The organism is Miltoncostaea oceani (assembly GCF_018141545.1).
In the GTDB taxonomy this organism is placed as follows: Bacteria; Actinomycetota; Thermoleophilia; order Miltoncostaeales; family Miltoncostaeaceae; genus Miltoncostaea; species Miltoncostaea oceani.
Genome location: NZ_CP064357.1, coordinates 15,674 through 36,864, shown reverse-complemented (window position 1 = coordinate 36,864; position 21,191 = coordinate 15,674). Strand labels below are relative to the sequence as shown.

The window sequence follows — 21,191 nt, the reverse complement described above, 5'->3', positions numbered from 1 at the left end:
TCGTTTGAGAGTAGACGTCGTAGCGTTGTCAGGTTCTGGACTTCTCACCGACACGATCGAGGCTCTGACTGATGCTGCTGCTCGCACTCTGTGCAATCGGGATCACCCTGGTGACGCTCTCCTTCGCACGACTGGGACGCGTCGCCGCCGGCGCCGTCTCGGCCGCGACCGTCGTCACGCTCATCCTGGTCGGAGAGCCGGTCGCCGCGGGTGCTGCCGGGTTGGCGGCGGTGTGGATCGTGCTGAGCCCCTATCTGGACGATGGTGTGGAGCACGGGGAGTCCGCGCCGGCTGAGACCGCGGATCCCCTGATCGACCTGGTCACCGCGGTCGAGTCCGAGATCTCGAAGCTGCCGAACCCCGCGCAGGCGATCGCCCACGAGGCCTTCATGGACTCCTTCCGGGCGAAGGACGAGGAGGAGAGGCGGGCGGCGCTCGGGCAGGCGCTGATGATCGCCCGCACCGCGCAGCGCGGCCTGCTCAGCTCCTAGGAGATCCCTGCCTGCGCCCGGGCGGTGCTGCCACGATCCGGTGGGTGAGGATCCCCGGCCTTCTGCGCACCCCCGAGCGCGCTCAACGCGTCCGCGGGGTCGAGTCCCTCAGCCGCGCGCTGCGCGGTGAGTCCGACGCGGCCCTCGCCTCGAGCTACCTGCAGCTGCGCCGACCTGGCGGGCTCCCCGAGGCCGGGCGGGTCGACGCGGCAATCGCGCTGGCGGCTGAGGCGGCCCGGAGGACGATCGGTCTCGAGGCGCGTTCTGGCCAGATCCTCTGCGCACTCGCCGCCGCAGAAGGGGAGATCGCACAGATGGACACGGGTGAGGGCAAGACCCTCGCAGCAGCCCTCGCCCTCGCGGCGCACGCATGTCAGAGGACGACCCACGGGATCACCGCGAACACCTACCTCTCCCACAGGGACGCCCGCGAGATGGCCCCGGCCTACCGTCTGCTCGGGATCGAGGTCTCTCACCTCGACGCCCGGATGAGCCCGAGCGCCCGCGCCGCCGCCTACCGGGCCGACGTCGTCTACGGGACCCTCTCGGAGTTCTCCTTCGACCACCTGGGCGATGCGATCAGCAACGACCTCGGAGAGCGAGTCCAGCGAGGCCTCGGCTTCGCGCTCGTCGACGAGGCTGACGCGGTGATGATCGATGAGGCGACGGCACCCCTGGCGATCACCCGCCGCGAATCAACAGGCTCCTCAGCGACGATCGCCCTCAGCCGGGTCGTCGCGACGCTGGTCGAGGGTGAGGACTACGTCGTCGACCGGGCCGGAAACACCGTCGTGCCGACCCCGGAAGGTATCGACAAGGTCGAGGAGGCCCTCACGGCATCTGTCTACGACGGCGGAGGGGACCTCGCCGGCGGGCTTGCGGCGGCGCTTCGGGCGGAGGCTCTCCTGGTGCGCGACGTCCACTACCTGGTGACCGATCAGCGGGTGCGGATCATCGATGGGTTGACGGGCCGGGTCCAGGGGTCGAAGACCTGGGCGCACGGGATCCAGCAGGCCGTCGAGGCAAAGGAGGGCCTCATCCTCAGCCCGGCGGCGCGGCCGCTCGCGACCATGACCGTCCAGGGGTTCCTCGGTGCCTACGAGGTGCTCGGCGGGATGGCCGGGACGGCGCGCCAGGAGCGCGAGGAGATCGAGCGTGTGTACGGCAGCGGTGTCGTCGAGGTCGCGCCCCACCAGCCCCGGATCCGGGTCGATCAGCCGGATCTGATCTACCGCGACGACCGCTCACGTCTCCGGGCCGTGATCGCCGAGGTCCGCCGTCTGCGGGCCCTGGGGCGCCCGGTCCTTGTCGGGACTCCGAGCGTCACGGTCTCCGAGTCGGTCTCCCACGCTCTCGGCTGGGAGGGGATCCCGCACAACGTGGTCAACGCCCGCGACGTCGGACGCGAAGCGCGGGTGATCGCCGAGGCGGGCCGCTCCCGGCAGGTCACCGTCGCCACGAACATGGCGGGACGCGGAGTGGACATCATCTGCTCCCCGGAGGCGCTCGAGGCGGGGGGTCTCGGCGTGATCGGAGTGGGACGGCACCCGGCCCGGCGTCAGGACGATCAGTTGATCGGACGGGCCGGTCGTCAGGGACAGCCGGGCTCATCGATCTTCCTCATCTCCGCCGAGGACGCGCTCGTGCGCGACTTCGGGGGCCAGCGGATCTCCAAGCTCCTCTCGCTTCGACCGGGGGAGCCGGGCTCGGCGATCCAGAGCCGGCCCCTCGCAAAGGCCGTGCGTGCCGCCCAGGAGGTGGCCGAGCGAGGACAGTCGAAGGCGCGTGTGCGGCTCCACCTCTTCGAGCGTGCCCTCCAGCGCCAGCAGACCTCCTGGTTCGAGGAGCGGACCCGGGTCCTCGAGCACCCTCGCATCGAGGAGCTCATCAGTGAGTGGGTCGAGTCCCTTCCGGACCGGACCTCCCCGCATACGGACCCTCTCTTCCCCGCCATCGATCTCAACCCCGAGGTCTGGCGCTTCCTCGCGCGGCGGACCGTGCTCGATGCACTGGATCGCGCCTGGCAGGGACACATCGAATCGATGGCGGGGCTGCGCGAGACGATCGGTCTTCGCGCATACGCCCAGCGTCAGCCGATCGTCGAGTACTCGATCGAGGCGCGACGCCTGTTCACCCAGACGCGCCAGCTCGCCCGTCAGGCGGCGCTCGAGGCAACGGAGGCGATCAAGATCCGTGGCAGTCGCCAGTCCTCAAGAGGCGCAGCGCAGACCGCGCAGTAGAGCGTGGACGACCCGAACCGCGGGGCCTCCGTCGTGGTGAGGTCGATCACCTGCTCGGCCTGACCCCGGCGCACGAAGGAAGACCGGTTCGCACAGACGGGGCATCCCTCACTGTGGTTCGGTCCGATCCGCGCGCGACGGGCGTGAAGCGTCCGCCGGCGCACGGGGCCGTCGAGCAGGATCGTCACCGGCCGGCCCCGGCCGATGGCATCCAGCTGATCCCCGGCGATGCCGACCTGCATGCCGAGCAGGTCATCTTCACCCGTGGATACGGCTCCGAGCTCGAGCTGGTGGGTGACGTCCTCGAGGTGGAGGATGAGGCCGGCGGACGAGCCGCGAGCGATCCGCAGGGTCAGCTGATCGCCGTCGGCTGCCTGGTCGACGACGAGGGCCGGCTCCTCGGTGCTCGAGATCAGGGCTCTCAGCTGAGCCCGGTCGTGATCGAAGTCCATGGCGCTTGCACAGTGCCGACGCCGATGTCAGTGACGCGCTCTTCGTGCTTACTGATCGCTCACAGGTAGGTCTCGAGGACGGCGCAGGCGATCAGGCCGGCCGTACCCCCGAGGAAGATCGAGACCCGCGGCCGCAGGTGGCTGAGCGCCATCAGGAGCGGCAGGCAGAGGATCCCGAGCTCACCGATCGCGTGGGGGGCGGTGGCGAGCGCCAACGCACCCAGATCCCCACCGAGTCCGAGCTCCGCGGCTTGGCGCCCTCCGCGAACGGCCCAGTTCCCACAGATCCAGAGGATCGCGAACACGATGATGGGCCGGGTCGTCCGTCGCGTGCGACGGCGCCAGAGCAGCACGCCGAGCAGGCTCATCCCAGCGAAGATCATCAGGTTCACGCCGAGGATCTCGAGCATCGCGGTGATCCCTCCGCCGTAGAGGTCGTCGACCTCCACCGTCAGCCCCTCGGCGCCCGAGAGGACGCAGGTCAGCAGGAAGGCGGCCCAGGTCAGCGTCCCCGCATAGATGGCAGCGGCGAGCACGACGGATGGACCGATCTCCGGCCGGGCGCCAGGACGAGCGTCCGTCATTCGACCGAACCGCAGAAGCGCACGAGGGCTCGCCCATGGCGTCGGATCAGGGTGCTGTCGAGGCCGGGGATCCCCACCAGGTCGTCGCGGTTGCTCGGCCAGCTGTCGGCGAGGGCGACGAGTACGCGATCGGCGAGGGGTTCGGCGTCCGGCTCGCGCTCAGCCCACCATTCAGCGAGCTCAGCACGCCGACGGCGCCGGCGGCGGGCGCTCGGTCCCTCGTCGCCGCCTTCCTGCCCGCTGGTGAGCTGGAGCAGTTCATCGCCAAGCTGCTCGATGAACAGGGGGCCGACGCCCGGGCAGGCGCGCAGCTGCTCGATGCTCGTCGGCCAGTGGAAGCGGAGCGTCGCCAGTAGCTCATCGCTCACGGAACCCGCCACCGGTCCGAGGCCGTGACGCCAGGAGCACAGACGGAACCAGAGCTCGCGCTCGCGCGGTGATCCGAGCCGCGTCGCCCCGAGGCCCGGAGGGGCCGGCTCGATCGGGTCGCAGACATCACAGCAGCGTCCGCCCGCGGGTAGTGAGGAGTCCGAGACGTCCTCGAAGTGGTCGAGCAGCATGCGTCGGCGGCATCCGGAGGACTCGACGAAGGCCACGATCTGCTCGTAGCGATCCCAGCGCCGGGACGCGGCTGCCTCGAGCCAGCCGTCGATCTCCAGCAACTGGACCTGGTCGAGCCGCGTCTGGCGCGGAAGGAGCGTTACCACCCCGTCCGGGGCACAGTGGGGCTCGAGCGCGCCGACGCGCGCCAGCAGCGACTGCGCAAGCCGCTCGTCGGCCTGATCGTCGGCGAGCAGGATGAACTCGTGGCTCGAGAGCCGGCCGAGGTAATCGTCGACCGCGGAGGCGTCCGGCCGCTCGCGGGTGTTGTTGAAGACGTGGAGGCTCCGGTCACCTCGAGAGGAGAGAAGCAGCGCGCGCGAGGGCTCCCCGTCTCGACCTGCCCGGCCGGCCTCCTGGTAGTAGGCCTCGAGTGACCCCGGGATCTTCCAGTGGACGACCGTGCGGACGTCCTTCTTGTCCACCCCCATCCCGAAGGCGCTGGTCGCGCAGATGACCTCCAGATCACCGGCCATGAACTCGGCCTGGCGCTCCTCGCGCAGGATCTGGGGAATGCCGGCGTGGTACGCCGCCGCCGTGAAGCCCGTCTCCCCGAGGCTGGCGGCGACCTTTTCGCTCTCGGCGCGGGTGCCGGCGTAGATCACCGCGGAGAGGGTTCCCGGGCCCATCAGCGCCCCGACCAGCTGATCGAGCTTCCGGGCGTAGAGGCCCGGGCCGCCGTCGATGTCGAGCACCTCGAAGCGGATGTTCGGACGGTCGACGCCGCCCCGGACGATCTCGGGGCTCTCGATCCCCAGGCGCTCGGCGATCTGCGTGAGCGTGTCGGGTGTCGCCGACGCGGTCAGGGCGAGGGTGCTCCGGATGGACAGGTGCTTTCGCCACTCGCCAAGGCGGGCGTACTCGGGGCGGAAGTCGTCTCCCCACTCGACGATGCAATGGGCCTCATCGATCGCGAGCAGGCCGATCTCGATCCCGGAGAGGATCCGCTGGAGATCCGGCTGGGCCAGCCGCTCCGGAGAGCAGAAGAGCACCCGCAGGCGCCCCTGCTCGAGGTCCTCGAGGATCTCGCGGGTCGCGGCCGGGTCGGGTTCGCCGCCGAGCATCGCCGCCGGGACGCCGTGCTCACGCAGGCGTGCGACCTGATCGCCCATCAGGGCGAGCAGAGGGCTGATCACCAGCGTCGGGGCGTCGAGGCAGAGTGCCGGCGCCTGGTAGCAGAGGGACTTACCGGCGCCCGTCGCCATGACCGCCAGGGTGTCATCGCCGGCCAGCACGTGGTCGATGATGAGCTTCTGCTGATCGCGGAGTGACTCCACTCCCAGCGTTGTGAGTGCGGCGTCGAGAGAACCCGCGTCGAGGGTCGGCGTATCCATGGGCGCTGCAAGGGATGCCACGAAGCCGGTGCTCCTCGCCGAGAACTCGGTCCGAGGATAAGGCGAGAAACAGCGGGCCCGTACCAGGCCCTTGCCTAGCGTGAGGAGGTGAGGGTCATCTTCGCCACCTGCACCGTCCGCTACACGGGACGCATAGACGCAGAGCTGGAACTCGGGGACCGGCTGATCCTGTGCAAGGAGGACGGAACGGTGGTCCTGCACGCAGCGACGGGCCTGCAACCGCGTAACTGGATGCCGGCCGGCTCCGAATGGGTCGAGAGCCCGGGACTGATCACCGTGACCCATGAGCGCCGCGGCGAGCGCCTTGAGATCTACCTCTCAGACGGCCCCTCGTTCAGCCGGCAGTTCGAGCCCAAGCTCAACGGCCGCCTGATCAAGCTCGGCAGTGAGCGCGAGTTCTCGGACCTGATCAGCTGCGCGCCCGATGAGGTCGAGGTGGGCCTGTCGATCGTCGCGCGGGAGTACCGCACCAAGGTCGGCCCGGTCGATCTCTTCGCGCTGGATGCCAACGGGGAGCCCGTCGTGATCGAGGTGAAGAGGCGGCCCGCCCAAGGCGTCGAGGTCGCCTACCAGATCCTCCGCTACCAGGATGCGATCAGAGCCGACCCCCAGTGGGCCGGCGCCACGGTGCGGGGGATCCTCGTCGCCCCGGGGCTCAGCCGACCGCTGAGCGCGGCGCTCGCTGAACACCGGCTGGGGTTCGTCCGCCTCAACTACGAGACGCTGCTCTCCCGGCTCGAGTCCGGTCCCGCGGGACCCGTCGGGACGGCGGCCCGCCCCTCCGCCCCACCCCCGGCGCCCGCCACCACCCCCACCTGAGCCGCGGCCACCCAGAGGGGGTCCTTTCGCAGCTTGCGTCGTAGCGAGGGGACCTCCCGGATGCCGAGGCGGCGAGCGATCACGCGCTCAGGAACGCCGGCCGTCCAGGCCCGCCGTGCATAGGTGCGCACGAGGCGCTCCGGGCTGACCCCCTCGACGCCCCGGCCGGCCCCGAACCTCAGAGCCAGCTCCCGGAGGGCCCGCGGGCTCGGCGGGCGGTCGGCGCGTGATGCGAGCAGGTGGCGGCGGTCCGCTCCGGAGATGGCGAGCTCGATCAGCGAGCGGGTCCGGGCCGGCACTTCGGCAGCCGAGAGGGGGCCTGAATCGTCCGGGAAGTCGACCGCCCGCAGGCGCGCGGCCTCGTCGATCCGAAGGCCCGCTTCGACGATCAGGCTGACCAGGAGCTGGCCGCGCAGAACGGCACGTTCCCAGGGGAGTGCGCGGGGTTCCAGAAGCCGCTCGAGCTCCTCGTCCGACAGGCTGGCAGCGCGCTCGGTCACCGGGCCGCAGGCTAGCGAACGCTCCGACACCTGGAGAGGACTCAGGTAGCCACTTCGACGCATCAGCGGCCATTTCCCCTTGCTCGTCGCGTCAGAAGCACTCGCCCAGCGCCACTTGCGCTCATCGTCCGCCCGCCCGGACATACTGTCGGCCGTGTCATCCTCCCGGAGCCTTACTTCATTTTTCGTATCGTCCTGTTGGCGGGGCGGATCGTCCGTTCTACGGACTGCGAGCCCGGCTCCGAACGGCCTCCCCAGAGCCTTCATCGTCCCCTTGGCGGGGCGAGAACATTGCTCTTTGCAGGGATTCCGCGAGCCTAAGTCTCCCAAGGTAACTGCAAAGGACCTTCTTTAGAGGTGGTTGACCCCTCCCCCATCTGGTCAGGGGCCTCGGTTCGGGTTCCGATCCACCTCGAGGAGGCTCCCTGCTTCTACCTCGGCCATCGCTCGGCCCGGATGGAGCAGTACCTCTGGCATCAGAAGACCCGCTCCTGGAGGATCCACGCCGACAGCCACCACCCCTGGCCGGGCGATCTCGCCCAGCGCCTGTGGTTGGCGCTGCTCAAGCTCTACGACGAGCAGGGACGCCCCGAAGACGGCCGGGTCTTCTACAACGTCCCGGAGCTGGCCGGCATCCTCGGCCTGGGTGGCGCGAGCTCGGGGTCGATGAGGGCGAGGCTCACCGTCGGGATCGAGCAGCTCGACTCCATCCGCATCTACGTCCACGGCGCGCCGCTGGCCGGGCCGGCTGTCGCTCCGAGCCGCGCGGCCCACAACATGGGCCGCCGCATCACCGCCGGGCTGGATCGGACGCCGGTAACCCTCTACCGACTGCTCGGGGGCGACGGGGTCTCGAACTTCGAGGAGGAGGGGCTCAAGCATCAGCTGCCCCTCTTCCCCCTCCACGGCCCCCGTCGCATCCGGCGGGCAAGCATGCGCCAGTTCTCGGGCTACGTGACCGAGAGCCTGCGCGGGCAGGGTGGGCGCCTGGTGCCGGACTTCGCCTTCTCCTTGCCGCCATACGGACTTCGCCTGGTGCGGCTGCTCGGCAAGCGCGCGAACGAGCGTCCGACCCTGACGATCTCACTCGAGAGCCTGGCGCAGGCGCTCCCGGCGATCACCATGGATGGGAAGCCGCTGCGCCCCTTCAAGTTGCTCGAGCGCCTCGACGACGCACATGAACGCCTCGTCGACAGCCCCTTCCTCGCCCGCTCACCGGTCATCGCCGACGGCAAGATCACCTACCGCTTCGGTGTCGACTTCGTGAAGGCGCGGACTCTCCCAGCTCGTGATGAGGAGTGGATCCGCTCGCTCATGATCGAGACGTGCCGTCACGATCACCTCCAGCTCTACCGGCGCGCGCTACTCACGATCGGGCGTGAGTGGATGCGGGGGTGCCTCGCGGAGGCTCGCGCGCTGAGCAGTCCGGATGACCTCGGCGAAAACTTCGCCTCTCTTCTCAACAGCGCCATCGGCCGCGCCGAGAAGGATCGCCGCGAGAGTCGCCGAGCCGCACCGGACCAGGCTGCCGGGTAGCTCTCCCCCCCCAGAGTCAGTCGTTGGTGTCCGGCCTACGCTTTGGTGATGATCCGATTCCTCGACACCTCCGCTGCATGTGCCCCCTATGACGGCGCGCTTCGCGCCGGGGCGAGCCTCGAGAGCGCGGTGCGCCGGCCCGAGTTCCTCCACCACTACGCCGATGAGTCCGACCCGGTCGTGCTCGCCGCGGCGCTGCTGTGGGCGGTGAACCGCACCCACCCCCTGATCGACGGCAACAAGCGCGCCTCGGTGATGCTGGCCGATGCCTTCCTCACCGAGAACGATCGGCACCTGGATGGTTCAGAGGACCAACTCGTCGAACTCGTGCTCGGCGCGGCCTCTGGCGGGCTCGACGAGGCGCTTCTCCCAACCGTGATGAGCTCGCTCTGCCATCCCGGCGTCCCGGGCGAGCTGTTCGCTGTCCGGCACCCGGGAGTGATCGCCCGCCTGGCGCTCTAGCGGTGGGCTGAGGCGCCGGCGCGGGAGCGCCCGCGCAGAAGGTCACGGACGCTGCCTGCGCCGGCGTACTCCTCGCGTGGCGGCCGGCGCTCATGGGCGCGCGCATCGGCCACGATCACCGGATCCCGCCGCCGGAGGTCCTCGAAGGTGAGGCCCTCCCTCGTCTCGCGCTTCAGCACCTCATCGTCCAGCAGGGCGCCCCGCGCATGGCGCTCGGCCATGTACTTCTCCTGGTTCATGCCGGCCAGGTCCGGGTGTCCGTCGGGCAGCTGATGGAGTGGGATCCTCACTGACATCGTCAGGCAGGAATCGCAGGCGAGGGCGACCTCAGAGACGCCCGTCAACCACCTGTGGTCGCGGTGATCACAGACATCCGGACCGGTCAGCTGGTCGACACTCGCACTCTCGCGGACCTCGACGTCCCTCGGGAGCAGGCGCTGGCCGAGATGCGCGACACGCAGACCCGCCGGGCCGAGGTTGGCCAAGGACTCGCTTGGCTCGCAGATGAGATCGAGGGCATCGAACCGGTCGAGGACGTCGATGAGTCCCGCGCGCTCATCGCCCAGGCACAGGATCGGGCCGGCGCGCACCTCGACGCGGGTCGGGATCCCATCCATCAGGCAGTCGACCGCGGCCGTGATCCAGATGTGGCCGCCCTTGTCGCCGGGGCCCGGACCGTGAACCACCTGAACCCCGGAGAAGCCCTCGCGGTTCGCGTTGCGGCGGGCGAAGTCGATCAGCGTCTCCGATGCCGCGTGGACCGCAACGACCCTCTCGTCCACATCCTCGCCGGCGGTTCGCCGCATCGCGTATCGGAGGGCGTGGCCGACGCCCCTCAGGTCCTCGAACCGACGGAGCTCGAGCTTGCTTCGGTGGGGCGGGAACTCGCGCTCGAGGTCGACCCGGAACTGCATCCTCGCGCTCATCTCCGCCAGGCGGCCGGCGGCCCCGCGCGGGTCCTTGAGCAGCCCGCCCGCCCCGTTGAGCGGGTCCGAGGGCAGGACTTCGAACTTCGCGAGCCCGGTCTCCTCCGAGTCTCCACCACAGAGGCCGATCCACGGCAGGACATCGAGGAGCGTCCGCGCGGCCTCGAGGTCGTCATCGTTGACTCCGGCCCCGTGGAGGAGGGAGTCGGTCCCTTCCATCGCCTGGGTGATGATCCTGCCATCTATCGCGGCCGTGAAGTGGCTAACCCCCTCGCCCTGACTCTGGGACAGCTGAGCCTAGGTCCACCGGATCGCGCTCGATTGCGTTAGGCTTCTACGAGCCGATGACATCGCATAGGTTCGGTGGGAATAGACCCACCTCAAGATTGAGACCAACTGGCGCCTCAACCACCCAGCCAGCTTTTAGCCTGTGAGGTCAACTACATGGAGCCGTACGGCGCTCTGGGGGCACAGACAGCACCACGTGGCTGTGTGATGGCCCCGCCACCCGCATGAGTACGTCCGGACCGGCCCTCTGTCAGTGTGGCGTTGTGGCCATCGGGCGGTGCATCAGCTGCGGTCAAGCCTTCTGTACGTCCCACCGTGACCACCCGCTCGGAGCGCCGGCGTCATCCAATCTGTGTGTGCACTGCGGTGCCGCGCGCGATGCCGAGTATGCGAAGCAGCGGGAGGCCTCACGTGCCTATGAGGAAACTCAGCGGGAATCGGAAGTCCAGGTGGCCGCAAGCTTTCTTGCCGCAATGGCGGCGGCTGGCAACCCCGGCGCCAAGACGTTTTTCGGTTCGTCAGGGGCAGGCCTCGGAAGGTTCTTCCGCTCTCGACCGAGGGTCATCGGTTGGCCGCTGCGCAAACCCTCAGGAGGTCGGGGCTCTGATCCTGAACTGGAGCGGTGGGAGTCAAGCCCGCAACTCGGACACTTCCGAGGGGCACGGTATGCGCTGGTCTTTAGTACTAACGGCGAACTGCACATCGATTGGAGCCATAAGGGCGGCGTGACGGTTCCGGAGCCCCTGCCAGGCAACCTGCGCCTGCTGCCGCGCGACGTTGCCCGCCTCCAGCACATCGCCGCGTCGCATGGCATCAGTCTGGCCCCGTGATCGGCGGTGGTCGACTAGCTGCACGGCCTCTGACGACCCTCGAGCTGGGGAGGCTCGCAGGCGTCGGCGCCCCTCAAGAAGTCAGCGAACCCGTACATCGAACCGCCTTGCCACGATAGGGAGCAACGACCAGCCCTTCTCGCGCGGCACGACAACACGAATGGGGACCCTGAAGGCGGCGGTACCTGGACTGAAGCGGTAGCGCAGCGCGAAGCGACCGCGCCGATCGGCCGTGGCGAGTTGGCGCGGGCGGCAGCCGCCACCCAGCCGCCACTCAAGTTTCACCAACTTTCTGCGGCCGGCCGAGCGGGGTGCGATCACGCCGCTGACGCCCAGCGTCTCGCCCGGACGGAGAGAGCGGGAGCCTATTCTCGACTTGACGAGCGACCGAAGCTGGATGACTCTAGGTGCGACGACCAGCGGCCGATCGAGGGCGATCGCCCGCCAGGTCCCGCTCCGGCGAGGCCGGATCTTGAAGGTGAAGCGACCGCGCCCGTCAGTCCGCGTCGTCACCGCGGTGAAACCCTTCGGGTCGACGAGGTACACGGTGGCACCACGAAGGCCACGCCCGCTCGCGTGCAGGAACCGGCCCGAGACCGCCACCGGGCGGCCGTACGTCGACGCGATGAGCGGGATCAGGAGGCGGCCGGTCCGGCTGTAGCTGCGCGCTTGGTGGGCTCGGATGCCACGGGTCTCGATGCGCGAGAAGTTCGGGAGGGTGCCCCGCTGGCCCAATGCGCCCGGGATCGCCGAGGGGTCCGTCGCCCCCGATGATCGTCGTGGCCGGCCCGCCGGCCACGGTCGGTGAGGATCGCGTGACGAGGGCCGAGATGACCTGACGCGACAGGCCCGCGTTGTCGGTTGCCGTCAGGAAGAAGCGGATCGTCTCGCCCGGAGCGGCGTAGGTCGCGAGATCGATGTCTCTGGTGATGACGCCGGCCGACGACGATGTCACCGTCGGTCCGTCTGGGGCGTGGGCCCGGAGGGTCCCGTCACTCACGCGCGCCTGCGACCAGTCCCGCTCTCGCAGAGCTACGGCGTAGGCGGCGAAGGTCTCCTCACCGAATCCGTCCATCGGGTCCGCGCCGGGCACTCCGCGCGGTCGCCGCGGACCTGCTCCCTTCCGACCTCCCGACGAGCGTCCCCTGCTCATCAGCGGGCCCGCTCACGAAGGAGACTTGCCACTCCTCTCGCCTCCCGGCCAACCGGCACGGGAACGAGGCGGATTCCGCCTTCATCGCGCGTGAGCATGAGTGCTCCGTCACGCCGCCGGAGCCCGTCGAACGTCAGCCCCTGGGCGGCTTCGTCCTGGAGCTCAGGGTCGTCGAACAGGGCGCCGTAGGCACGTCGGACCGCCATGTAGTTCTCCCGGTGGACCTGGGCGAGCTGGTGGTCCCATTCTGGGAGCTGATGGATCGGGACCACTGCCACGATCCGATAGCAGTCGTCGCAGTGGAGGGCCCGGTCATGCTCGCGGGGCACCCAGCGGGGCGAGGGATGGATGCACCGGTCAGGGCCGAGGAACTCGTCCAGGGACATGGCCGAAAGGCCCGCCGGGTTGATAGTGCCGTCGTCGGGGTCGTCCTCGTAGCGGATGGACTCCTCGAGGCCTGCAGAGCCGGCAGCCAGCACGGCCGCGTCGGGATCACCGAGGAGGTGCGACATGGAGTTCCCCTCCACGAACTCGACGAGCTTCTTGTGCAGGCCCGCCGCGCTCTTGGCTGCCGTCGGTGGCAGCTCCGTCCTCACGACGAGCTCGGTCGGGACGTCGTCGACGACCGCAGTGAGGCGTGCCTGTGCGAAGAGACCGAACTGACCACTCGGGAGTCTGCGTCCTGAAGGCCCATTCTGGCTCCCCATCGCCGGCACGATGCCGCGGAAGCCCGAGAGCGTCCGCGCGCGCTCACAGAAGTGCGCCAGCACCTCCGGGGAGGTGTCGACCGTCACGGTGCGATCGATCACGCGGGGGCCTTGTCCCGGCCCGGACTCGAGCCCTCCATCAAGAGCGTTCCGCGCCAGGTGGCGCAGTTCGTCCTCGCTCGTCGCTGTTCGATGACCGGCCGGGTCCCCCGTCTCCTCAGAGGTCCAACGCCCCTTGTTCTCCAGGCTTGCCTCCCAGGCATCACGGTGGCTGTCGAGGAGGGTCTTGCAGCTCTCGAGGTGGTTCAGGACCCCGAAGGCATTGCGATCCTTCTGTGGGTCGGCCCAGATCCGAACCTTCTGCCGGCGCATTCCGCCGCCATGCTCGAGGCCGGCAGCGGCAACGATCAGACGCCGCGCTGCGTCGAGTGTCTCGTCGTCGACCGTCATCCGCGCGCGCGCGGCCTCCGCCCCCGCTGTCTTGGCGGTGTACTCGGCAGCGATCCTGCGGGCGAGCGCCAGGTCACGCCGGGTCAGAGCCTCGATGAAGTGCGGCGTGATCAGGTCGGCGAGGAAGCTTTCGCGCCGGCCCCACCTGACCCCTGCTTCGCCGATTCCGAGGTGTCGCAGGATCGCGTCGGCCTCTTTGGCCGAGAGCTCGATGTCCTCGATGATCGCGATGCCCATCGGGACGACGCTGCCATCCTCGGCGAGGGCGAATGAGTTGTCGAGCCCCTCCAGGATGTCGACGGGCGGCGGGGCGGCGGATGCCTGTGATGACCGACCACCACGCGGATGCACGGCCGGGCGGCTGCGCGATGTCATTCCTCGACCCATCGGATCGATGTTAGACCGCGCGCGCCGCGGCGCACCGTCCTCGTTGACCTCAGGCAGGCAGAGGGTCCGGCACCGGCGCTGATACGCCCGGTCCGATGACGACGGCGTAGCTGTGAGTGGTCTCCGTCACCGTCAGAGAGAAGGGCCTACCGTCCTCGACGTGGTCGATCCGGAGCTCACCGCCCCGGTCCAGGCGGGAACGAAGATCAGGGTCGTGACCGACGAGCTGGTAGACGACGCGGTCGAGTGCCGCACCGCTGACCCGAGGAGCCGATGCGATCTCGGTCCAGTTGCCGTCGGCGTCCCGCTCGAGGGGACGGCTGCCCGCTCGAAGGCGGATCTCGTCGCGTCCCTCCATCAGGGGCAGGTGATCCGTGATCGACGGCGGCGTCCTGAAACGGCTCTCATAGAGGCCGTAGAGGACGGCGACCGCAAGCAGCGCGGCACCGGATGCCGTCATCCAGGGGGGCGCTCCGATGCCGTTCGAGACGAGCACCAGAGCGGCGGCGGCGAAGGGGAACATGGGCGCGGCGAGCTTGCGGTCGCGCTTTCTCAGTGCGATCGGGACCATGACAACGGTCGCGATGACGTGGGTCGCGGCGATGATGTAGACCGCCGTGAACCCGAAGAGGAGACCGAAGGCGATGTAGAGCTTCAGGTCGGCCATGCCGATACCCCCGAGCCAGTAGAAGGCGCCGAAGAGCAGCAGCACCGCGCCGGCGATCACGTAGTGGGCCCGCCAGTCCTCGAAGGCGAGCGGTGGAATCACCACGCCGGTCACGAGGACCGTGTTCGTGATCCAGTGGGGGATCATCCGGCCACGCCAGAGGTCGTAGAAGCTCGCCAGGCACATGATGGCCAGCAGGACCCCGAAGAGGGCGCCCAGCCAGGTCCCCGGCACCGAGCCACGGATCGCGAGGGACAGGAGCGGGTTGCGCTCCGGGTCGCCCGAGATCAGGCTGATGTCACTCCCCAATGCTGACCTGGCGGATGTCGCGGATGCGGTAGGACTGCGGCCCCGTGCAGACGACCGTCGCCCTCAGCATCCGCTGGTCGCCTGAGGCGATCAGCGGGTCGGACATCGGGCGCTGGCCTTCGACCATGACCAGGCCGCTCGTGTCCCGGAAGCTCTCCTCGACGACGAAGTGCTCCACCGTGCCGTCGCTGTTGAGGCGGCGGTCGATGATGTTGACCTCGGCGCCGTCGCGATCGATCTTCCGAACGGGGATCGCGGCCATTCCCTGGTCGCGGAGCCCGTCGAGGTAGGCGATCATGCGATCGGCGAGCTCGGGCTCGAGGAACTTGCGCAGGTTCTCGGTGTCGCCGGTCTCGAAGTACTGACTCGTCGCGCGGTCGACGACCAGGGCGCGGAGCCAGCGCCAGGCCATGCACATCGAGTCGCGCAGCTCGTCCTCCTGCTCTTCACGAGCGGTCGGCTGCGGAGCGACGTCGACTCCCACTGCACCGAGTAGCTTCTCCCTCAGACCCACTGTGAACGCGCTCCTTGTCGTGGCCTGGGATCAGGGTAAGTGCGGGATCAGACCCGGCGCTTCCTTCTCCACTCGCCAGACGGAGGCGCGGTCAGCGACGCGGGAGGGAGCCGAAGCCCTCCCCGAGGGGGGCCGCGAACCAGTCGGCGGAGAACGGGATGCCGTACTTGGCGGCCTTGACCATGACCTTGCCCTTCTCATCGGGCTTGCCGGCGGCAAGGTGCCGATCCGCCTTGCGGTCGAGGGCGAAGATCCGGTTCTGGCCGACCTTCCCCGGACCGCCGCTCTCGCGCCAGTCGATCTCGACGATCTCGGTGCACCGGTGGAGGCCCCCGACGCGGTCGAGGACGACCACGACATCGACGGCCTGGCGGATCAGGCCGAGCGCCGTCTCCGCGGTCATGTTCGGGTTCTCGAGCTGGAGCGCGAGCTTCATCCGCTCGACTGCCCGCTCACACGAGTCGGAGTGGTAGGTCGAGAAGCTGCCGTCAGAGCCGGTCATCCAGACCTCGAGCATCTTCGTGATGCCCTCGAGGTGGACCTCACCGACGATCACGCGGTCGAAGCGCATGTAGAGCGAGGAGTCCAAGACCTCCTTGAGGCCGAGGGTCGCCTGCATCGGCTGGTAGGTCAGGTAGACGACCTGGGGCTGGGCGATCTGGATCTCGGGGATCTCCTCGATCACCGCGATGCGCTCGTTCGGCGCGAACTCGTGGCTCAGCATGTTGATCATGCTGGTGTTGTGAGTGACGATGAAGTCATCCGTGACATAGAGCTGGTCGGGGGAGTCGATGGAGATGCACACCATCTGCTTGACCCCACAGGGCTCGACCTTGTCGATGGCACGGCACGGCCCATACTTCACGTAGTCGGGGTCGTTCCTCAGCTTGCGCGAAAGGCGGAAGGCGGGGATCTCGTTCGGCACCCGGCCCGTGACGCGGTAGGCCATCCGGTGGGTGGTCGTCCTCGGCCGCAGGCGGGCTGTGCCGCCGAGCGATCTGATCAGGAAGACGACCGCCTCGGCGAGGTCAGGGGACGACACCGAGAAATCGATCCCGCCCCTGCCGGTGGGCGAACCGTCGGTGTCCAGAAGCCCCTGTAGCAGCGCGGTGCGCGAGGCCACCGAGGCAAAGAGGTAGGCATCGGGGACGTGCTTCTCGTGGGAGTACTTGCCCATCAGGCCGAGTTCGCGGAGTGCCACCGTGAGCGGGTTCGGCCGGCCGCGGACGCCGCCACTCAGCCGGTAGTCATACTTCCCACTGAGCTTGGGAACGACGCCCTCCGGGAGGATCGCGGCGAGTGTCTCAACGATCTCCGGGTCTGCGGTGGTGAGCACCGGAGTCCGCGACGTAAGGCCTCCGTCGCCAAGCAGCAGGCCGAGCAGGTAGGGGTCGAGCGGAAGCGGGGCATCCTGCGGTGCGAACTGGACAGGCTCACACAGGGGCAGGAAGTGCTGGCGGTTACCGGCGCCGTCGCGCAGGCGCTCGCGGATCTCACTCAGCGGTCGGACCGTTGCCTCCTTGCCCCGGAACTTGTGGAGTGGCGAGAGGGTCGCCCAGAGGTGCTCATCACAACACTCGGTGGTGCCGCCGTCGCTCATGGTCACCCGATAGGACTGGCGCTCACCCTGGGGGTACACCCCGAGCACCCGGTGCGGCTCGCCGTCCCGGCCGATGACCTGATCGCCCACAGAGATGTCTCCCATCCGGGTCCAGCCGGTGGGAGTGAGCACCTTCGAGTCGAGGCTCTGAGCCTTGCCGGCTCCCATCTCGCCGACGATCAGGATGTTGCCGCGGGCGGCGACGACGGCGCGCAGGTAGGAGACCATCTGGTTGCTCATCGACCCGCCGGCCACGAGCTGCTCAAGGGTCCAGTCACCGACGGTCTGCTTGCGGATGCTGAAGGCCTGGAACGGGGCGAAGGGCGGCAGGACGACGGTCATCGACGAACCGTCGGCGCGCTGGAAGATCCCGCGCCGGCGCTCGGTGATGTCGTTCCAGCTGATGACCGCCTCGGCGGTGTCGACCTGCTCCTTGACCCAGCTGTTGTAGCTCGCCTCATCGTCGAAGCGGACGTCGATGCGATGGAAGGTGCCCTCGAACTTGGCAAAGAGCTGGTCCGGTCCGCATCCGTGGATCTCGCTGCAGCGCGGGGATGCGATGCCGGCCGCGATCGCGTCCATCGCCGCCTGTGAGTTCGTCGACGGCTCGTCATCGGTGCTGAGAGGTAGATCGACCGCGCGTGCCCCGAAGGCCCGGGGATCGCCGGTCCCGACGATGGCGTCGCGACGGCTCGACCAGCGGGTGAAGCTCTCGGCCTGTCCGTCGCCGATCGGCAGGAGCGGCACCATGGGGTCGCTCGCGGGGGCCTCGGTCCGAAGGGGGAACCGGATGTCAGCACCCGGATCGCTCACACGTGTATCCGAGGTGTCGCGCGCAGGAGGGCCGCCGAACCGGCCGATCGGAGGGGGTGCTGGGTAGTCGCGCGAGTGGGGATCAGGCATGTCCACGCGACAGTAGCCCCGGCCTCCGTGCCCTTGAGCGTTCCCCCGATCCTCAGCGGGCGGCGAACTGCTGGACCCAGAGCGCGACGTCGTCGGCGCCGTCGATACTCGTGGACGGGATGACAACGACGGCGTGCTCACGGACCTTGTGGTTCAGGATGTTGGCCCGGTGGCCGGGAGACGCCATCCAGCTGCGGTAGGTGGACCAGGCGGAGGCGTATGGCCCGCCCCCGTAGGCGATGTTCTCGGCCGCGGTGCGGAACGGGTAGCGCGACTGTGTCAGCGTCGCAGTGAATGCCTGGCCACAGGGGGTGTGGCTGAAGCTTTCGCACCGGAGGATCGCCTTCGCCTTCAAGGAGGTGCTCCTGGCGAGGGCTGAGTGGGGGCGGAGGACCGCAAGACCGCGGGCCTGGCGGGTCCTGTTCACCAGGCAGGTCATCGCCTTCTGCTGTGCGGCGACGGGGAGGTCGAGCCGTTCAGCCCCCGGGCAGGCGGCGGGCCCGGGCATCGCTGGCGCCGCACTCGCCGTCGCCGGTGCCAGCAGTGCGGCGGTGGCGAGCAGGAGAGTCAGTCTGCGTCGGGGTCCCATCTGAGCGCGACGCTAGGGCCGTGCCTGTGCTCAGGTGATCTCCCTGGCGGGTTCGGCGATCCGGTGGGACGCGACGGCGTGCCACTTGCCGCTGTCAGTGATGACATCCGGTCCGATCGGGAAGAGGCTGGTGCGGCGGGCGATCGTCTGGAGGATCCGGCAGGCCGCGCGCAGGTTCTCCCCGTCCTGCTCGACCATCGCGGGAGCCAGATAGGGCGCTGGCGGCCGCTGCTTTGTCAGGAGCGCGAGTGCGTGGTTCGCCGCTTCGAACCAGGGCTCGCCATCGAAGGCGCAGAGACGCTCTCGGTAGGCCTCATCGGCCTGGATCTGCTCGAGGCACGCGATGAGGGCGCCCCAGGAGGGATCGCGCCCGGCCGGGCAGGCGTCCAGCCCGCTGCGGGCGCGCAGGTACCCGAGGACTGAGGACAGCCACCCGTCGTGGTCGGGGCCACCACGCCGTTCGAGGAGGCCGCAGGCGTTCAGGGCGGCCCTTCGGTCGGCGGCCATGGCCAGGGCAGCGTCGTCGACCAGGACGCTCAGGGTGGCGACGCGGGCGAGGCCGGCGGGTTCGCGCTCCCGGTCATCGGGAAGGCGGCCGAGAACATCGAGGGACTCACGCTGGATCTGCTCGAGGCCGGGGCGGGCGAGTCGCATCGGCGCGCCGCGTCGCAGCCCGGTCAGCAGCATTGCAGCGCAGGTGATGATCACGCCGGCCGCGATCGGAGGAACGAGCGTCGATCCCAGCGGGGCAGCGGCTGTGAGTGCCGCGATGCAGATGGCGGAGACCAGTGCGGTCTGGAGCGGTGACAACGACCGCTGGAGGCGACGCTCGAGGCGCCTGCCGGCCTCCGAGAGCTCGCCGTCGCGGCTGCCCGACATGAGCTGCGAGAGGTGGATCAGGTCGAGTGCCATTGCTTTCCCGACCATGGCGAAAGGGGCCCGTCTGCCGAGGGCTTCTCCGCTGCCGCACGACAGAGGCGGGTCGGTGCCGCTAGGCGGAGAAGACGTCGGAGAGGCGCAGCACCAGCGGGGTCATCACGAGGATGATGATCCCGAAGAAGATCAGCACCAGGCCGATGATGAACGAGGACTCCTTGCGGGCGATGAACGCCTTCATGTCCTGCTCGAAGACCGCCTGGGCCTGCGTGGACTGCGACTGGAGGATGTGCTTGACGCTCGTGCCCGAGCGGAGCCCCTCGATCAGAGCCTCGACGAAGTTGCGGACGTTGTCGACGCCGAGCCTCTCGGCGACGGCGCGCAGGGCCTGCTCACGGTCGCGGTTGCCGTGGCGGTACTCCGCGAAGGCCTGTGCGAACTCGCGGACGAGGATCCTGTCCGACCCGGTGGCGGTGGGGTCGCGGACGACTCGGCCGATCGCCTCGTCCAAGGTTCCGCTCGTGGAGCCGATGCCCATGATCAGGTCGTTGATGAAGGCCGGCATCTCGAGCTTGGCCTGCTCCTGGCGGCGGTTGATCATCGCCCGCAGCTTCAGGTAGGGGTAGCTGAAGACGGTCAGCAGGACGACCACGACCAGCCAGCGGGGCAGGCCTGCGCTGATCGACATGATCGCCAGGAGGGTCCCGACCGCCCAGATCATCAGGTTGAAGACGATCGCCTCCTGGGCGCTCCAACCTCCGGGGCGCCCGGCCAGGGTCAGCTGGCGATCCAGCCAGCTGAGGACGTCGCGCGCCTCCTCCGAGCGGAAGAGACCCCGCCCGGTGAGGAAGTTGGTGACCTGCCGGACGCGGCTCGGCTTGTTGGGCGCGCTCTGGCGCATGTCGGAGTTGTCTCGGGCGAGTGTCTCGGCGACGAGTCGGCTGTAGCTCTCCTCGGCGGCGGTCATGGGGCGGTCCTCGCCACGGCGCAGATACCCCCGCATCAGCACGATCGCCGAGAGGAAGAAGACCAGGAGTGTGAGGAGCAACAGCATCAGAACTCGAGCCGCCTCTCGATGTCGCGCAGTGAACGCTGCCCGTAGAAGATTCCGGCGCCCATCATCAGCAGCGCGACCCCGATCGCTCCCCAGCCGGTGAGCGTCCCGGTGAGCTCACCGAGCAGACCCATCAGATGAAGGCCGGGGAAGACGGCGATCGCCACCGCGACCAGGACCATCTGCTGCTTGGCGAAGGTCGCGTACTCGGCGCGCATGCGGGCCTGCAGACGGATCAGCTGGTCGATCTGCTTGACCGCGTCGCTGATGATCTCCGCCAGATCCCCGCCGGTCTCCGAGTGGATCTCCAGCTGGCGCACGAACTGCTCCCAGCTGCGCAGCGGCAGCCGCGCCATTGACTCGCGCAGGACCTCGATGAAGGGGCGGCTGAGGCGGAGCTCAGCAAGCGACTGCTCGAGCGCCGGCCGCAGGTGGACCGACTCGGACACGGCCTGGGCATAGGCGGCCTGGGGCAGCCGACCGGCGCGGATCTGCGACTCGATCTTGCGCAGGAAGGGCACGAGCTCCGATGAGGCCCGCTTGACGTAGCCGCGCTCTCGGAAGGTGAGGAAGAACCATCCGCCGAGTGGAACGATGACGACCGCCGCCAGGCCCGGGTAAGGACTGGCGGTCAGCAGGGTGGCGACGAGCCAGATCATCGCGGTCGTCCCACCTGCGAGAACCAGGGCGAAGCCGGGGGTCGTGCCGAGCAGTCCCGCCCGGCGCAGGCGCCTCTCGAGCTGGCGCGAGGTACTGGAGCGGCGCTCCTTCATCTCGAAGGGATCGCCGGCGGGGTTGCGGAGCAGACCGAGCATCAGCAGCAGGCCGCTGATGAGGAAGACACCGATGGGCAGAACGAGTTCTGACATCCGGCCTTCATCGTGCCGCGCGTGCCGCCG

19 protein-coding genes are annotated in these 21,191 nt (G+C 69.0%); 5 read left to right on the top strand and 14 right to left on the bottom strand.

The genetic code is table 11. The features are described from left to right. Positions 1–71 precede the first annotated feature (71 nt). Complete coding sequence (locus tag IU369_RS18905; protein WP_217924788.1) at positions 72–491, top strand: hypothetical protein; 420 nt, start codon at positions 72–74, stop codon at positions 489–491. Positions 492–535: 44 nt separating this feature from the next. Then, positions 536–2,731 (top strand): preprotein translocase subunit SecA, encoded by a 2,196-nt coding sequence (locus IU369_RS18900; protein WP_217924787.1) that lies wholly within the window; start codon positions 536–538, stop codon positions 2,729–2,731. Here the strand turns inward: IU369_RS18900 and IU369_RS18895 are convergent. The 3 genes from IU369_RS18895 to IU369_RS18885 are packed head-to-tail and all read right to left on the bottom strand — an operon-like array spanning position 2,647 to position 5,644. Continuing rightward, positions 2,647–3,183 carry a hypothetical protein gene (locus IU369_RS18895; protein WP_217924786.1) on the bottom strand — a complete coding sequence of 179 codons (537 nt, stop codon included), beginning with the start codon at positions 3,181–3,183 and terminating at the stop codon, positions 2,647–2,649. The genes IU369_RS18900 and IU369_RS18895 overlap by 85 nt on opposite strands. Before the next feature lie 59 nt (positions 3,184–3,242). After that, positions 3,243–3,719 (bottom strand): hypothetical protein, encoded by a 477-nt coding sequence (locus tag IU369_RS18890; RefSeq protein WP_217924785.1) that lies wholly within the window; start codon positions 3,717–3,719, stop codon positions 3,243–3,245. Between the two features lie 44 nt (positions 3,720–3,763). Continuing rightward, positions 3,764–5,644, bottom strand: coding sequence for a RecQ family ATP-dependent DNA helicase (locus IU369_RS18885; RefSeq protein ID WP_217924784.1), 1,881 nt, complete (start codon positions 5,642–5,644; stop codon positions 3,764–3,766). Positions 5,645–5,809: 165 nt separating this feature from the next. Here IU369_RS18885 and IU369_RS18880 point away from each other — a divergent pair, with 165 nt between their 5' ends. Further along, the gene (locus IU369_RS18880; protein WP_217924783.1) at positions 5,810–6,541 is read left to right on the top strand and encodes an endonuclease NucS domain-containing protein; all 732 of its coding nucleotides are present in this window, start codon (positions 5,810–5,812) and stop codon (positions 6,539–6,541) included. Here the strand turns inward: IU369_RS18880 and IU369_RS18875 are convergent. After that, positions 6,436–7,041, bottom strand: coding sequence for a site-specific integrase (locus IU369_RS18875; RefSeq protein ID WP_217924782.1), 606 nt, complete (start codon positions 7,039–7,041; stop codon positions 6,436–6,438). The two genes, IU369_RS18880 and IU369_RS18875, sit on opposite strands and share 106 nt — an antisense overlap. Before the next feature lie 357 nt (positions 7,042–7,398). On the opposite strand from IU369_RS18875, the gene IU369_RS18870 reads away from it, so the two are divergent. Both IU369_RS18870 and IU369_RS18865 read left to right on the top strand, forming a co-directional pair. Continuing rightward, positions 7,399–8,577, top strand: a complete 1,179-nt coding sequence (locus IU369_RS18870) for a hypothetical protein (RefSeq protein ID WP_217924781.1) — start codon at positions 7,399–7,401, stop codon at positions 8,575–8,577. 48 nt (positions 8,578–8,625) lie between these two features. After that, positions 8,626–9,039, top strand: a complete 414-nt coding sequence (locus IU369_RS18865) for a type II toxin-antitoxin system death-on-curing family toxin (protein WP_217924780.1) — start codon at positions 8,626–8,628, stop codon at positions 9,037–9,039. On the opposite strand, the gene IU369_RS18860 is transcribed toward IU369_RS18865, so the two are convergent. From IU369_RS18860 to IU369_RS18815, 10 genes are all read right to left on the bottom strand, one after another. Beyond that, the gene (locus IU369_RS18860; RefSeq protein WP_217924779.1) at positions 9,036–10,184 is read right to left on the bottom strand and encodes a hypothetical protein; all 1,149 of its coding nucleotides are present in this window, start codon (positions 10,182–10,184) and stop codon (positions 9,036–9,038) included. The two genes, IU369_RS18865 and IU369_RS18860, sit on opposite strands and share 4 nt — an antisense overlap. A gap of 980 nt (positions 10,185–11,164) precedes the next feature. After that, positions 11,165–11,818, bottom strand: coding sequence for a carboxypeptidase-like regulatory domain-containing protein (locus IU369_RS18855; protein ID WP_217924778.1), 654 nt, complete (start codon positions 11,816–11,818; stop codon positions 11,165–11,167). A gap of 417 nt (positions 11,819–12,235) precedes the next feature. Then, positions 12,236–13,780: a hypothetical protein gene (locus tag IU369_RS18850; RefSeq protein ID WP_217924777.1), complete on the bottom strand. Its 1,545-nt coding sequence runs from the start codon at positions 13,778–13,780 to the stop codon at positions 12,236–12,238. Between the two features lie 49 nt (positions 13,781–13,829). Next, a complete protein-coding gene (locus IU369_RS18845) occupies positions 13,830–14,756 on the bottom strand; it encodes an A24 family peptidase (RefSeq protein ID WP_217924776.1) in 927 nt (308 codons plus the stop codon). Next, positions 14,746–15,240 (bottom strand): hypothetical protein, encoded by a 495-nt coding sequence (locus IU369_RS18840; RefSeq protein ID WP_217924775.1) that lies wholly within the window; start codon positions 15,238–15,240, stop codon positions 14,746–14,748. Before IU369_RS18840 ends, IU369_RS18845 begins: the two co-directional genes overlap by 11 nt. Positions 15,241–15,361: 121 nt before the next feature. Beyond that, on the bottom strand, positions 15,362–17,683 hold the full coding sequence (locus IU369_RS18835) for an ATPase, T2SS/T4P/T4SS family (protein ID WP_217924774.1): 2,322 nt from the start codon (positions 17,681–17,683) through the stop codon (positions 15,362–15,364). A gap of 142 nt (positions 17,684–17,825) precedes the next feature. Beyond that, entirely contained in the window at positions 17,826–18,281 is a 456-nt protein-coding gene (locus IU369_RS18830) for a CAP domain-containing protein (protein WP_217924773.1), read from the bottom strand. Between the two features lie 111 nt (positions 18,282–18,392). Then, positions 18,393–19,274: a hypothetical protein gene (locus IU369_RS18825; RefSeq protein WP_217924772.1), complete on the bottom strand. Its 882-nt coding sequence runs from the start codon at positions 19,272–19,274 to the stop codon at positions 18,393–18,395. A gap of 79 nt (positions 19,275–19,353) precedes the next feature. Continuing rightward, positions 19,354–20,292 carry a type II secretion system F family protein gene (locus tag IU369_RS18820; protein ID WP_217924771.1) on the bottom strand — a complete coding sequence of 313 codons (939 nt, stop codon included), beginning with the start codon at positions 20,290–20,292 and terminating at the stop codon, positions 19,354–19,356. After that, positions 20,292–21,161, bottom strand: a complete 870-nt coding sequence (locus tag IU369_RS18815; RefSeq protein WP_217924770.1) for a type II secretion system F family protein — start codon at positions 21,159–21,161, stop codon at positions 20,292–20,294. The genes IU369_RS18820 and IU369_RS18815 overlap by 1 nt, the downstream gene beginning before the upstream one ends. Positions 21,162–21,191: the final 30 nt, after the last annotated feature.

What these genes read in the sequence shown, in the direction of transcription:
- IU369_RS18815 (WP_217924770.1), bottom strand. Translation starts at nt 21,161, where the DNA reads ATGTCAGAACTCGTTCTGCCCATCGGTGTCTTCCTCATCAGCGGCCTG.
- IU369_RS18830 (WP_217924773.1), bottom strand. Translation starts at nt 18,281, where the DNA reads ATGCCCGGGCCCGCCGCCTGCCCGGGGGCTGAACGGCTCGACCTCCCC.
- IU369_RS18820 (WP_217924771.1), bottom strand. Translation starts at nt 20,292, where the DNA reads ATGCTGTTGCTCCTCACACTCCTGGTCTTCTTCCTCTCGGCGATCGTG.
- IU369_RS18895 (WP_217924786.1), bottom strand. Translation starts at nt 3,183, where the DNA reads ATGGACTTCGATCACGACCGGGCTCAGCTGAGAGCCCTGATCTCGAGC.
- IU369_RS18850 (WP_217924777.1), bottom strand. Translation starts at nt 13,780, where the DNA reads ATGGGTCGAGGAATGACATCGCGCAGCCGCCCGGCCGTGCATCCGCGT.
- IU369_RS18860 (WP_217924779.1), bottom strand. Translation starts at nt 10,184, where the DNA reads ATGGAAGGGACCGACTCCCTCCTCCACGGGGCCGGAGTCAACGATGAC.
- IU369_RS18825 (WP_217924772.1), bottom strand. Translation starts at nt 19,274, where the DNA reads ATGGCACTCGACCTGATCCACCTCTCGCAGCTCATGTCGGGCAGCCGC.
- IU369_RS18905 (WP_217924788.1), top strand. Translation starts at nt 72, where the DNA reads ATGCTGCTGCTCGCACTCTGTGCAATCGGGATCACCCTGGTGACGCTC.
- IU369_RS18865 (WP_217924780.1), top strand. Translation starts at nt 8,626, where the DNA reads ATGATCCGATTCCTCGACACCTCCGCTGCATGTGCCCCCTATGACGGC.